This is a genomic window from Scytonema sp. HK-05 (genome assembly GCF_963872035.1).
In the GTDB taxonomy this organism is placed as follows: domain Bacteria; phylum Cyanobacteriota; class Cyanobacteriia; order Cyanobacteriales; family Nostocaceae; genus Kalymmatonema.
The window spans coordinates 72,787-86,423 of the sequence record NZ_CAWMYC010000098.1 but is presented as its reverse complement, the minus strand read 5'-3'; the positions used below and the strand labels follow the sequence as shown (position 1 = coordinate 86,423).

The 13,637-nt window shown below is 45.6% G+C and carries 12 protein-coding genes; 10 read left to right on the top strand and 2 right to left on the bottom strand.

The window, feature by feature from the left end:
- Positions 1–123 precede the first annotated feature (123 nt).
- The 4 genes from AACT52_RS16275 to AACT52_RS16260 all read left to right on the top strand — a co-directional run bounded on the left by AACT52_RS16275 (position 124) and on the right by AACT52_RS16260 (position 4,992).
- Positions 124–1,884 carry an NAD(P)/FAD-dependent oxidoreductase gene (locus AACT52_RS16275; protein ID WP_073632243.1) on the top strand — a complete coding sequence of 587 codons (1,761 nt, stop codon included), beginning with the start codon at positions 124–126 and terminating at the stop codon, positions 1,882–1,884.
- A 99-nt stretch (positions 1,885–1,983) separates the two neighbouring features.
- Positions 1,984–3,831, top strand: coding sequence for an NAD(P)/FAD-dependent oxidoreductase (locus AACT52_RS16270; protein WP_073632241.1), 1,848 nt, complete (start codon positions 1,984–1,986; stop codon positions 3,829–3,831).
- Between the two features lie 392 nt (positions 3,832–4,223).
- On the top strand, positions 4,224–4,574 hold the full coding sequence (locus AACT52_RS16265) for a hypothetical protein (protein ID WP_073632239.1): 351 nt from the start codon (positions 4,224–4,226) through the stop codon (positions 4,572–4,574).
- Between the two features lie 40 nt (positions 4,575–4,614).
- Positions 4,615–4,992: a hypothetical protein gene (locus AACT52_RS16260; RefSeq protein WP_073632237.1), complete on the top strand. Its 378-nt coding sequence runs from the start codon at positions 4,615–4,617 to the stop codon at positions 4,990–4,992.
- 290 nt (positions 4,993–5,282) lie between these two features.
- Here AACT52_RS16260 and AACT52_RS16255 read toward each other — a convergent pair whose 3' ends face one another.
- The gene (locus tag AACT52_RS16255; RefSeq protein ID WP_198940939.1) at positions 5,283–6,431 is read right to left on the bottom strand and encodes a M28 family peptidase; all 1,149 of its coding nucleotides are present in this window, start codon (positions 6,429–6,431) and stop codon (positions 5,283–5,285) included.
- Positions 6,432–6,574: 143 nt separating this feature from the next.
- Between AACT52_RS16255 and AACT52_RS16250 the strand changes: the two genes are divergently transcribed.
- From AACT52_RS16250 to AACT52_RS16235, 4 genes are all read left to right on the top strand, one after another.
- Positions 6,575–6,754, top strand: a complete 180-nt coding sequence (locus AACT52_RS16250) for a hypothetical protein (RefSeq protein ID WP_233153968.1) — start codon at positions 6,575–6,577, stop codon at positions 6,752–6,754.
- Between the two features lie 25 nt (positions 6,755–6,779).
- Positions 6,780–7,040: a hypothetical protein gene (locus AACT52_RS16245; protein WP_233153967.1), complete on the top strand. Its 261-nt coding sequence runs from the start codon at positions 6,780–6,782 to the stop codon at positions 7,038–7,040.
- A 106-nt stretch (positions 7,041–7,146) separates the two neighbouring features.
- Positions 7,147–8,367: an urease accessory protein UreH domain-containing protein gene (locus AACT52_RS16240; RefSeq protein ID WP_073632235.1), complete on the top strand. Its 1,221-nt coding sequence runs from the start codon at positions 7,147–7,149 to the stop codon at positions 8,365–8,367.
- 130 nt (positions 8,368–8,497) lie between these two features.
- Positions 8,498–9,094, top strand: a complete 597-nt coding sequence (locus AACT52_RS16235; RefSeq protein WP_073632282.1) for a hypothetical protein — start codon at positions 8,498–8,500, stop codon at positions 9,092–9,094.
- Between the two features lie 438 nt (positions 9,095–9,532).
- Here AACT52_RS16235 and galE read toward each other — a convergent pair whose 3' ends face one another.
- The gene (galE, locus tag AACT52_RS16230; RefSeq protein WP_073632233.1) at positions 9,533–10,531 is read right to left on the bottom strand and encodes a UDP-glucose 4-epimerase GalE; all 999 of its coding nucleotides are present in this window, start codon (positions 10,529–10,531) and stop codon (positions 9,533–9,535) included.
- Positions 10,532–10,782: 251 nt separating this feature from the next.
- On the opposite strand from galE, the gene AACT52_RS16225 reads away from it, so the two are divergent.
- Entirely contained in the window at positions 10,783–11,439 is a 657-nt protein-coding gene (locus AACT52_RS16225; protein ID WP_073632231.1) for a hypothetical protein, read from the top strand.
- Between the two features lie 414 nt (positions 11,440–11,853).
- Positions 11,854–13,605 (top strand): ABC transporter ATP-binding protein, encoded by a 1,752-nt coding sequence (locus AACT52_RS16220; protein ID WP_073632229.1) that lies wholly within the window; start codon positions 11,854–11,856, stop codon positions 13,603–13,605.
- Positions 13,606–13,637: the final 32 nt, after the last annotated feature.

Genomic DNA, 13,637 nt, shown 5'->3' with positions numbered 1-13,637 from the left:
CCCTCCTCACATCTGGAGCATTAACGACCACAATGCACAGCGAGCATTGCTCACGCGAATGTCCTCAAGAACTGACCAACAGTTTTGCAACAAAAACTCAATCCATTAGAAATGGAGTTATGAATGTACACCACTCAAGTATCTGAATATGACGTCATAGTCCTGGGCACGGGATTTGCTGGTAACTGCCAAGTCCGACATCTCTTGCTCAAAATTCCAAATATTCGAGTAGCCCTCATTGATCCCCGTCTCGAAGAGGACTTAGAAGAGGACTTCAAACCTGGCGAGTCAATGATTGAAATTGGCACACTCTTGCTTAGTAAAGAACTGGGGCTTTATGATTATATAGTTGAAAATCATCTGCCTAAAGTTGGCTCAAACTTCCACTGGCCGAAAGACCCAACTCAAACACAGAGCACAGATGACTACTATCACATTTGGTGCAATCGACAACCTGAACTCGATTCCACTCAAATAAACAGCGCCAGATTTGAGCAAGACTTGCTTCATATGAACAAAGAGATGGGCGCTAGCTTCTATAAAGGTCATGTGGTTGCCGTAGATTTGACTTCAGGTGATGCCCTAAAAACAGTTAAGATCCAGCTGGGCAACGAAAACATCGAACTGAAAGCCAAACATATCATTGATAGTGCAGGTCGCAAGTTTATTATCGGACGCAAGACAGACAACCTCCTGTTTGAACCAGAAAATCTTGATGGAGCGAACACTGGCTCAGCTTGGGTACGTGTCAAAGGTGTAGACCGTAACATTTTCCACAATGGTTATGACCCATTTAGTGCAACTTGCAGCCATTACTATGCCGGCAATTATTGGTTTGGTTATGGTCACTGGCTGTGGATGGTTCCCACAGACAAGTACACTGAGGAAATCTCGATTGGTATCATTCACCACCATGATATGATTCCTGCTTGTGACATCAACACCCAGGAAAAATTTTACGCCTTCCTGAAAGCAAATCATACCAACTTGTATAAGCTGCTGAACACTGGTGATAAACTTGATTTTCACTACTTGCCAAGAATCACTCACACCAGTAAAGTCATATTATCCCCGGACAACTGGTATGTGCTTGGTGATGCAGCTTGCTCTTTCGATATCTTCTATTCTTCGGGGACAACGATGATTTCATTTGGCATTGAGAGCATCACAGAAATCATCCGCGCCAAACTGGCTCTTGAACCAGATGCTGAGGAGAAGCGCTCTGCTTATAACGACTTCAGTATCGCCTACGCACGTCAAGTCAACCATCTCATGAAACATCGTGCGCAGCAACTTGGTCACGCCAGCGTCATGAGTTGGCGCATCTACTTGGAGCATATGTGGATTTTTGGGTTGAGTTTGCCAATGTATGTAGGCAAATGGTTTTTAGACCCGAAGTATATTCGTGCGTATCTGAAGAAAGCTCCTAGTATACAAAGAGTGATTTCTGAAGTATACGAGCAGTGTAACAAGTTAGTAGACCGAGGTGCCAACATCGGGTTGATAGATATCTACCGAGCCGATCAATTGTTTGGAAACTACACTCCGGTTAAGCCTCAGGGCGACTACTTGGAAAACACAAAATTTGAACCCAAGCATTGCAACATCTTCGCCAGCTTAAAACAGACTTACTTTTACACTGCTATCTGGTACATCCTCTTCCAGTGGAAAGGCTTTGGTCTTTTGGGAGTGCTGGCTCCACGCCATCTCTACAACTTCTTCCGTTTGTTGAAGGGAGCATTAGATGCTGCTCTTAGTGAGAAGGCTTACTTGCAAGAGACTAAGCATATGCCTACTAACACTGAAGTGGCTAAAATGCGGCAAGAGTTCAAAAACTATCGATATCGAGCGCAATTGCAGCCAAGGTGTGAGGTTGGAAACTAACAAGCCCCTTCACTAAAGTTACTCAACGCAAAAATTTAAGCGTTTGATACAGAGCTGATTTGCAAATTGATTGTTAACAAATTAAAACTGGAGCGGTAAATGCATACTACTCAACAGCTAGAATACGACGTCGTCATTATGGGTGCAGGCTTTGTAGGAGTTTGTCAAGCTCGGCACCTCTTACTTAAAATCCCAAATATCCGAATTGCACTGATTGATCCTCGCCCAGAAGAGCGCACAGAGAAAGACCTCAAACTTGGTGAATCAATGGTCGAAATTGCGACGCTCTTTGTGTCTAAAGAATTGGGTCTCCATGAGTACTTAGTCGAAAACCATCCTCCAAAATCTGGGCTGAACTTTCACTGGGCTAAAGACCCGGCGAAAACAGAGACAACCGACGATCATTACCACGTTTGGTCCAATCGACGCTCACCCATTCAAACTTTTCAAATGAACCGCGCTAAATTTGAGCGGGACTTACTGAGGATGAACAAACAAATGGGTGCTGTCTTCTACCACGGTCGCGTGGTTGATGTAGATTTGACCCCAGGGGATGCCCTAAAAACAGTCAAGGTCAAGCTAAGCAACGAGGACATCGAACTGAAAGCCAAACATGTCATCGATGGCTCGGGTCGTAAGTTTATTATCGGACACAAGACAGACAACCTCTTATTTGGACCAGAAAATCTTTTTGGAGTCAACACCGGCTCAGCTTGGGTACGCGTCAAATATGTGGACAGAACCATTTTCCACGACGGTTATGACCCCTTCGGTGCCACCTGCAGCCATTACTATGCCACCAACCACTGGTTTGGTTGTGGTCACTGGCTGTGGATGATTCCTACAGACAAGGACACTCAGGAAATATCAATTGGCATTGTCCAGCACCATGATGTGATTCCTGCTTCTGAGATCAACACTCAGGAAAAGTTTTACGCTTTCCTGAAGGCAAATCATACCAACTTGTATAAGTTGCTAACGAGTGGTGAAAATGTTGACTTTCACTACTTACCAAGACTTGCCCACAGCAGCAAGGTTATGTTCTCCCCAGATAACTGGTATGTGCTTGGTGATGCGGCTTGCATTTTCGACGCCTTCTATTCTTTGGGGACAACGATGATTTCGTTTGAGATTGAAAGTGTAACGGAAATCATCCGCGCTAAGCTGGCTGGTGAACCTGACGCTGAGGAGAAGCGAGCTCTCTATAACAGCTTCAATCTTGCTTACACACGCACGGTTAACCATGCCATGAAAAATCACTCCAAGCATCTTGGTCATGCCAGCATCATGAGTTGGCGCATTTACTTTGAGTATATGTGGTTCTTCGGGTTGATTCTACCCATGTACGTGGGCAAATGGTTTTTAGACCCGAAGTATATTCGTGCGTACTTGAAGAATGCTGGTGTTGGCAAAAGAGTGATTTCTGACGTATACGAGCAGTTTAGCAAGCTAGTTGATCGAGGTGCCAACATTGGGTTGATGGATGCCTACCGAGCCGATCAATTGCTTGGACATTACTCCACGATTAAGCACTTTGGCAATTATCTAGAAAACGCAAAGCTTGAACCTAAGCGCCATAACATTTTTACGAGTCTGACATATGCCTACTTTTACCTTGCCATCTGGTACATAATGTTCCAGTGGAAAGGCTTTGGGCTAAAGGGCGTGTTGGCTGTGCGAAATCTCTACAATCTCTTCAGCTTGTTGTCCTCATCAGCGAAGTTTAGTTTAAGCGCCCTTAGTTACTGGCTTAAAACCAGAGGTGTGCCGACTAACACTCAGGTGGCAAAAATGCACCAAGAGTTCAAGAGCTACCAGTATCGACGTGAACTACAGCCTTGGATAGAGGATATAACCCCTCTAGGCGTACAAACTCAGGGTTCTACTAAGCAACAGTCTAACACCACAAATGTCCCAAGACTTCCAGAACTTTCGGTCTCTGGTTAACTGACATAAACTCCAATACGGTTTAGTTAAGAAGAATTGTAGGTTGGGTTGAGCGTAAGCGAAACCCAACAAATGCCTAATAATGTTGTGTTTCGTGCCTCAACTCAACCAAATTGGTTTCGAGTTTTTAGCTTTAACTGAATCGTATTGACACAAGCAATTATTTGGCGTTGCTGAATTTGGTTATGAATTATGTTTGTACACATTTTTGTAGTTAAATGCACAATCCTTGTTTGTAGAGACGTGCCATGGCACGTCTCTACACAGCCATGAATTATAAATTCATAGCTTGATTCAGCAACGCCAACTATTTATTTAGCCGATGCTTGGATAATCCCCAGAGTTTTGATTTAGCAACTATCCATAATGGAAGTTCTTGGTAGGGCAACAATATGTCCAAATTATCTCAAACTCTATACAGTCACGAAATTCAGAAAGGTATTTATCTCCTTGGATTGAATATCTCAGAGTCTGAACTAAAAGAATTGTTGTCTGGCAATAGCATTTCACTGGAAAATAGAGGTTTAAGTGAAATAGGTTTATTATTTATTCTTGCAGAAGCTCTTTCGGCATTAAATTCATTTAAGAATGTGACTTTTCGAGATTTATCAGAGGTGGTGACAGAAGCATCATCCAGTTGTGGAATTCCAATTTTCTGTTGGGATTCTGAACTCGGTAAGTGCTGTCTTTATTTAACTTTAGTTAATGGTAAGCCAGCCCTAAAAACTTGCTACCAATTCTAAGCTGTAGTGGAAAGCAATTGAGGAAGAGGAGATAGTAGAGATGGTGTTTCTATCTGCAACACGTGCGCGAGTGAGAAGACCTCTTTATCAGCTGCCGTTTCTCTTACATACTATACTGAGTACATTTCAACTAAACCGTGCATCCGGCAAGCTCAGTGCTAAGTTTCGCTGGCGACCGAACGAGTTTTGGACGTTGAGTGCCTGGCAAGACAAAGCATCCATGCTAACCTACCGTAATACAGGGGCACACCGTCGACCCATGCCAAAGCTGACTTTGTGGTGCGACGAAGCATCCTTTGTGCATTGGCATCAAGAAAGTGCTGAACTTCCAAATTGGCAGGCAGTAGAACAACGCATGATGGAACAGGGAAGGCTGGTAAAGCTTGAGCATCCTTCACAAGGGCGTTACATGATATGAGGATGAAATTTCCTCATCATGCATCCACAAAACCCTAATAATCAAATAGCCGCTACATTTTTCCGAGACTTAACAGGACTTCCTTGGCGCAAAGCTCTGCGGGGGAAGCTTCCCCCGCAAGACTTTGCAAAAAAGGCGGGTTTATTTGTCAACAAGTACGGATAATTGAGAATGACCGCCGGGAGCATGCCCCCACCACAGATATCTGAGGAACCATTAGGAGTACTCGTGGGGGATGTTGTCCTGTTTTGTCATGGTTTCACCCAACCCTGCCCGCCACCGGGGAGGGGTTAGGGGTGGAGTTCCAAGGCATCGCTGTTTTCTAATAACGTACTAGTCGTATTTACGACAACCTGCGCTACTCCGGTAAAAAATTTGCGGTCGAGAGTTGCTGGTACATCGCTGGGTTGGTGGTAGTGAGGAGTACGTAGATTTGCGGTATCTGTTACCAGCACTGCACCGACTCCTTGATACCAAAATGGGGCGTGGTCGCTACGTAAAGTATCAGGTGTCAGCAAGCCTTTGAGGGGTATTGGCAGTGTTAGCACAGGTGGCATTGATTCAATCGTATCCCCCGTACTTGCCTTATTAAAAGAGATTGGAGGAAGCATCTGTGAATTTTGAAAAGCATGAAGCAGTGGTAAATGTTCTGCATCGCCCACCACCGCCAAAAAGTCACCCTGATCACTGGGTGGAGTCATTGGTAAACCCGTGGGGTATTTCTGACAACCAGGACTGTGACAAGCATAACCCACCATATCCATGACAATCACGCCTTGGAGGTTTTCCAGATGTTTCTTGTTTGTCACAAAAGCTTTACTACCTAAAAGCCCTGCTTCCTCCTTGTCAAAAAAGGCGAGCTGTAACGTTCTAGGAGTGGGACGCGAACCAAGAAGTCGGGCAATTTCCAAAACTACAGCAACACCACTAGCATTGTCATCAGCCCCAGGAGAGATGTAGACTGTGTCGTAGTGAGCTCCCACGAGAATTGCTCCGGCATTTTTATCAGTTCCCAGTCTTTGGGCAAAGACGTTGACACCATCTTCAAACTTCTCTAGCTGAGGTTTCCAGCCCAATTTTTTCAGTTCGGTTGTGATGTAAGCGCGAGTCCGCGATCGCTCGGCTGGAGTTTGGCGTGTAAAATTTAACCTTTGAACGTGGGCGAAAAGCTGATCACCAGAAACTTGTAAGGAAGCAGGGATACGGGGACGCAAAGACGTGGCAGAATTTTCTGTCTGCGTATCTTTGCCTTTGGTTGTCTTTACATCTTTCCCTTTTGGTGTCTTTGTGTCTTGATTTGCAGTGAGGGAATTGTCAACTCTAATACTGTAAATGACTGACTCTCCATGCTGCTTAACAAACGCGCTCGTGACAACCACGGCAACTATTGTCACCAGTAACAAAAGTACCAGCCAAAACCGTTTTTTCACATCTCTCATTAAAATCCCCTCATTGGTTATCCCCTTGTCACCTTCCTGTATTCCTGACATAGGATAGCGCAAACGCCAAGTTTGACACCGTGTCTTTTGACAGAACAACTCACTTCATATAAAGTTCCCATGAAACTTTTAAATTAAGAGCAATGCTCCAAAGACTTTTCTTAGCATCTACTGCATTGATTTGCCTGACAGTACTGGGGAACATGGCAATAGCCCGAGGTGATACTCCAGATAGTAATAGCACTCATCATCATAAGACAATGGAAATTGCTCCTGGTCAACCTGTCCCCTCAGTTAACGGAGGTTGTGCATCCAGATGCTAATAAAGGATGGAATTTGGAGGTAAAAGTGACTAACTTTAGCTTCGCACTCCTAAGCGTCAATACACCTGCCAAACCTGGAGAAGGTCACGCTCATCTTTATGTGAATGGACAAAAAATTGCCAGATTGTATGGTAATTGGTACTATCTGGAAAATTTACCACCTGGTAAAAACCGGATTACTGTTAGTTTAAATAGTAACAGTCATGAAAGTTTAGTTTCTAACGGAAAAGTCATTCAAGATACCGCAATTATAGAAGTTCCAGCAAAAAGTACCCACAAATATTAGAGATAATTAAGTCAAAAACGCATCAATACAATAAAAAGCATAGTATTTTTAATGAGTTATATTTTTCATTCTTAATTGTTGTCATTTATTTAATTTTTAATGACTGATGCTACATTTGTTGCTCATCATGGCTCTGGGGTTCTTGGGAAGTTTTGGACATTGCTTTGGGATGTGTGGTCCTTTGGCGGTGGCGTTTTCTCTGTCTGACAAGCAGGATTGCCATTGGCGACAGCAATTGCAGTTTCACGCACTCCTGAACTTGGGGCGAATGTTAAGCTATGTTCTCGTGGGTGCTGGTATTGGGGCATTGGGTTCAGTGTTGCTCGCCAGTGGACAAATGGCGGGAATTGGTAGCGAATTACGCCAATGGATAGCCATAATTACTGGTGTTCTGCTGATTTGGTTTGGGATTGGACAAATAAAACCCGACTTTCTGCCTAGAATTCCATTGCTACACCCTCTGATGCAAACTCGTCTACACAGCTCCCTCAGTCAGGGAATGGTGAAGCTTTCTCTACAAACTAAATGGTGGACACCAGCGCTTTTGGGTATGACTTGGGGTTTAATGCCCTGTGGTTTTTTGTATGCTGCCCAAATTAAAGCTGCGGAAACTGGCAATTGCTGGATGGGTGCTGCAACAATGCTGGCTTTTGGCTTAGGAACTCTGCCTACAATGTTAGGTGTAGGTGTGTCTACATCGTTAGTCAGTAAAGACAGGCGCAGTCAATTGTTTCGCTTGGGTGGCTGGGTGACTCTCACCATCGGCGTGCTAACGCTGCTGCGGACTGGTGACACAATGGTAGATTACACTGGGCACGCTGCGTTAATCTGTTTAATCCTGGCGCTTGTTGCTCGCCCCATCAGCAGCTTGTATGCCGCACTTTTGCGTTACCGTCGTGCGTTGGGAGTAGGCGCTTTTGTGCTGTCTTGTGCTCACACCACCCATATGATGGAACATTCCCTGCAATGGAATTTTGCAGCTTTCTTTTTCTTACCGCCAGAGTTTCAGTTGGGCATGGCTTTGGGTGCTGTAGCACTGGTATTAATGACTCCCGCAGCCCTCACCAGTTTTGATTCCTTGCAGAAGTCATTGGGCAAGCGCTGGCGATTCATTCATCTATTCAGCTTACCCGCTTTGCTGTTAAGCTCCATTCATGCTGTGATTATTGGCTCCCACTACTTAGGTTCTTTTCAATCTGGTTGGGGGAATAAATTAGCAGCAGTGTTTTTGGGATTTGTGACGCTGACTGTGTTGCTGGTGCGTTGGCGCTTTTTTTGGTCAATGTTATCTTTACAGAAATTTTATGTTCCCCCAAAAAAGACGTAACCCCACCCCTAACCCCTCCCCGCAAGCGAGGAGGGGAAAAAGTACTCCCGCCTCTGTTAACCCCTCCCTGCAAGCGAGAAGGGGAAAAAGTACTCCCCCCTCTCTGCTTGCGGAGAGGAGGGGGGTGAGGTTGTTTCAATCGATAATATTACTAGCGATTTTAGTAATATTTACAACAAACACTCTGATCGCCTCTGCCCATAAAGTAACGACTGCAGCAGATGTTGGCGCAACCTTACATCTAGAACCAAATGATAATCCCCGCGCTGGGGAAGCGACAAAAACTTGGTTTGCCCTGACTCGTAAAGGTGGAAAAGCTATCCCTTTAGCAGAGTGTAATTGTCAATTAGTTGTTTACGCTGAACCTCACTCACCTAAGGAACCACCACTCCTCGAACCACCCTTACAACCTGTTACCGCAGAACGGTATCAAGGCATACCTGGTACTGAAATTACCTTTCCCAGACCAGGAGCCTATCAGCTACAGCTAAGTGGCAAACCGAAAGACGGAAGGAGTTTCCAACCATTTGAGTTAAAGTTTGCGGTGACAGTAGCAGCGGGTTCAGCATCAACTCAAGAATCAGCAAAAGTACAAAATGTCAATCAAAATCTAGAAAACGTAACAGAGGAGCAAACACAGGGAATACCACTTTGGGCGATCGCCCTATCAGGTCTTTTAGCGGTGGGTGTTTTCTTTGGGGTACTGCGAATGGTCAAGAGGAGGTAGGTTTTAGGCACGACAATGTAGAGACGTGACGCCCTATGCCTGTGGCACGCCAAGGGCGTTAGCGTAAGCGCAAAGCGCAGGCTCCGCCAACGCGCTTTGCGTGTGCCTTTGGCACTCAGCTCCTCTGTTAGCGAAGCTCTCCCGAAGGGAGCAAGAGGCACGGGTATCTCCTCGCCTTGAGGCTGCGCCTTAGCGTAGCTCCTCATGCACAGAGGCACGCCAGTTCCCAGGGCGCGGGAAACCCTCATTCGCCCTGCGGGCAGGCTACGCCAACAGGACGCTTACTCACCAGCCACCTAGTAGGTCGGGAGAACGCCACTTGCTACAACCGGGGCAACCCCGGCAACGCAGTGGCTCCCCTCCTGCATAGCGCTGGCTCGCCATGGCACGTCTCTACAGTATGGAATTATCACAAATACCCTCTACTGCGCCTACTCCTTACTGGTGGCGACTCTGGTGCCACTGCCAAGCGTGAGTGATAATCTCCTTGAGAGAAGAGTATTGTGGATGCCAGCCGAGGATTTTTTTGGCTTTGTCCCCACTACCAATCAGTGCTGGTGGATCGCCAGGACGGCGATCGCACTCTACGACTTTGATATCTTTTCCTGTAACTTGCTTTGCAGTTTCAATAACTTCTTTGACTGAGAAGCCGTTACCATTTCCTAAATTAAAAACTTCGCTGTCACCGCCTTTGAGCAAATACTCCAATCCCAAAACGTGAGCGTCTGCTAAGTCGCTAACATGAATATAATCCCGAATGCACGTCCCATCAGGCGTGGGGTAATCAGTGCCGAACACGGAAATAGATTCGCGCTTACCTAACGCTGTCTGCAACACAAGGGGAATCAAATGGGTTTCTGGGTTATGGTCTTCGCCAAGCCTACCATTGGGATCAGCACCAGCAGCGTTGAAATAGCGAAACCGCACCGACTTGAAACCGTAGGCAACATCAAAGTCAGATAGAATCCGTTCTACCATCAGCTTAGTCGCGCCATAAGGGTTAATCGGATTCTGGGGATGGTCTTCCGGAATTGGCACAACTTCAGGCACCCCATATGTTGCACAAGTAGAAGAAAATACAAAATTCTTAACAGACGCTGCTAGCATGGCTTCTAACAGGGTCAAGGTGCCGAGAACGTTGTTGCGGTAGTACTTCGCAGGGTCGCTAACCGATTCCCCCACGTAAGCGTATGCCGAAAAGTGGATGACAGCGGCTACATCGTGCGTTTTGAATAGGTCATCCAATAGCGCGCGATCGCCTGTGTCTCCTACCACAAGTTCTACTTGTAAAACTTTTTCTACCAAATCGCGGTGCCCATACACCAGATTATCGAGTATTATCACGTCAAAACCAGCCTGCTTCAGAGCAAGCACTGTGTGCGAACCGATGTATCCAGCTCCCCCTGTCACCAAAATGGTGGGTTTTCCAGGCGACATATTTTTTCCTTTTGACTTGACAACTACTAAATTAATTTAATTTACGGGAGGCAGATTACTGATCTGGAAAATTACAGATTGTGGATGCAGTTGTAAGAAATTGCTCTAAAATCACTACGATGGTTGTCGTGGTGTGAGGGTGTGAGGTATTTGAAGTCAGGTAACAGTACGATTACAATTTGACGATACAATAACCCCACTGCCCCAAAACCTGTAGGCTGACCGCAAAATGAAGCTTTGAGAGTCAATCTATGACATTTGTACTGTTAAGCCGGGTATTACTGTGGCTGCTTGTTGGAACAATCTTATACTCTTTGTTCCAGAGATTCTTTCCCTCAGGAAATTACGTCGCACGATTATTCTTAGTCATTCTGTTCGTCGTCGTCTTGCTGTCGTTTATCAATCCCAGGGAGCCAGCTGTCGCCTCCTTGTGGAATGTGATATCTTTTCCGCTCAAACCTCTGGGAGCAGCGATTTTACTGATGATTTTTGCGGCACAGAGGATAAAAGGTGGAGGGGGAATGGACGCACCAGGAGGATATTTAATAGGTTGGGCGCTGACAATTTTGTTGTTGGCAAGTACACCAGCTTTTGCTTATTTCCTGGAGCGTTCACCTGTAGCAATGCTGGGCGAGCCATCCATAGCTAGTCTTGACATTGTCCAAGGGCGGCTTGCATCGTCCATAGGACCAACCGTGCCAACATCTGGGACGCTTGTGGCATTGAGGCAAGACAATACTGTAGCCGACGTCAGTATGACACCATACCTGGCGCAAACGACTGTAACTGACATTCGCAGACGAGGGTTGCGACTGGAAGACTTTGTACCTAATGCGGAAGCACTGCAACAAACAACGCGAGTGTGGGAAAGTTATCTCACCTATATTTCCGGTTTCTTACGTGGGTAGATAGGCGTTGAGCTAGAAAATGAGTTATCACAAGGTCAGCACGGTATACTGTCGTGGCTGACCTTATTTTTGAGTCATGAGTTGCTTTTTGCACCTGTAGTATGAAGACACCTCGGCTTTAGCTTAGTCTAATATTGAAAAGTTACCAGGATTGAACTCAGAACACAGTTGTCAGAACCTAGAATAAAAAACTCTCATACGTTGCTCGGTATAACTTCTGACAACCGGGTGGAGAGTATTGGTATAAAGCCCTTGGCAACTTCCGTGGAGACCAAGAAACCTTTGGTAATTAAATCCCCCCGAAGTTTGCTTGAAAGGAAACAAGGACTGGCAACTTCTGTTTTGGATTCCATCCGTGGGAATATTCTGACTACTGCGTTCTGCGTTCTGCGTTCTTCTTAAGTAATTGCTTCAATGGCAAAATCACGACGGCTGGCTACACTCTTTGCATACCTGCGCCCCCATTGGCGGGAGGTGACACTAGGCATTATCGCCTTGTTGATTGTTAATGGGTTGGGTGTTTACATCCCTCTGTTGATTCGCGCTTGCGTTGACCAACTCTCAATAGAATTCAGCTTAAATCAAGTTAGAAATCTTGTATTACAAATTGTATTGTTTAGTTCAGCCATGTGGCTGATCCGGATGGCTTCCCGGATTTGGCTGTTTGGCGTAGGGCGTCAGGTGGAATTTGACCTAAAACAACGGATTTTTGGACACTTGCTGACACTGGAACCGTCCTATTTTGCCAGCAATACCGTAGGCGATTTGATTAGTCGGGCGACGAGTGATGTGGACAATATCCGGCGTCTGTTAGGTTTTGCAGTCCTGAGTATAGCAAATACGATATTCGCCTACGTTCTTACCCTACCAGTCATGCTGTCGCTCAGCGTGGATCTGACATTAGCTTCACTGGCAGTGTATCCTGTAATGTTTTTCTTGGTGCATTTGTTTAGCGATCGCTTACGCAGCGAACAGTTAGGTGTGCAGGAAAGACTCTCCGACATCAGCGAACTGATTCAAGAGGATGTCAGCGGTATTGCCTTAATAAAAATTTACTCTCAAGAAGAAAACGAGCGCCGTGCCTTTGCTAGCAACAATCGGCAGCTATTGCAGGCTAATTTAAAACTGGCAAAAAGTCGCAACACACTGTTTCCACTGATTGGTGGGCTAGCCACAGTGAGTTCTTTTATCATCATCTGGCTGGGAGCGACGCGGATAGTCAATGGAAGCCTTGCTGTTGGTGATTTTATCGCACTCCTGCTTTACGTAGAGCGTCTGGTTTTCCCCACAGCTCTGTTAGGATTTACGATTACTACCTACCAACGGGGTGAAGTGAGCATTGACCGCCTTGAAGCAATTCTTAGTGTCAAACCTAAAATTAAAGATGCATCAGATGTTATTCATCTGCCACGAGAACAGGTTAAAGGAGAACTCAGAGCAAAAAACCTCAGTTACACCTACCCTGGTTCCACCACTCCCGCGCTAGAAGACGTAAACTTTACCATAGCTCCTGGGGAAACGGTGGCAATTGTGGGCGCTATTGGTTCGGGGAAATCAACTTTGGCAAATGCTGTGCCAAGACTGTTGGATATTGAACCAGGACAGTTATTTTTAGATGGCGTGGACATTACCAAAATCGCCTTGGCGGATTTAAGGAGTGCGATCGCCTATGTCCCTCAAGATAGCTTTCTCTTTAGTACAACAATTAAAAATAACATCCGCTACGGCGACCCCGTTAGCGAACAACAAGAGGTAGAATACGCTGCCAAGATGGCGCAAATTCACCAAGAAATTACCTATTTTCCCCAAAATTATGAAACCATCGTTGGGGAACGCGGCATTACTCTTTCTGGCGGTCAAAGGCAACGTACTGCTTTGGCTAGAGCAATGCTCGTTGATGCTCCTGTGTTAATTTTGGATGATGCTCTTTCCAGCGTAGATAATCAAACAGCGACAGCGATTTTGAGAAATCTCTCTGGTGGTAAGCAACGAAAAACAGTCGTTTTCATCACTCATCAACTCTCTGCTGCGGCAGCGGCTGACCGAATTTTAGTAATGGACAAGGGTAAAATAGTTCAGACAGGTACGCAGATAGAACTTTTGCAGCAACCAGGGCTTTATAGAACTTTATGGAGCCAGCATCAGGTAGAGGAATTATTGCATTAGTTATAAAAATCTGGTGTAAATAAACAAAGCCC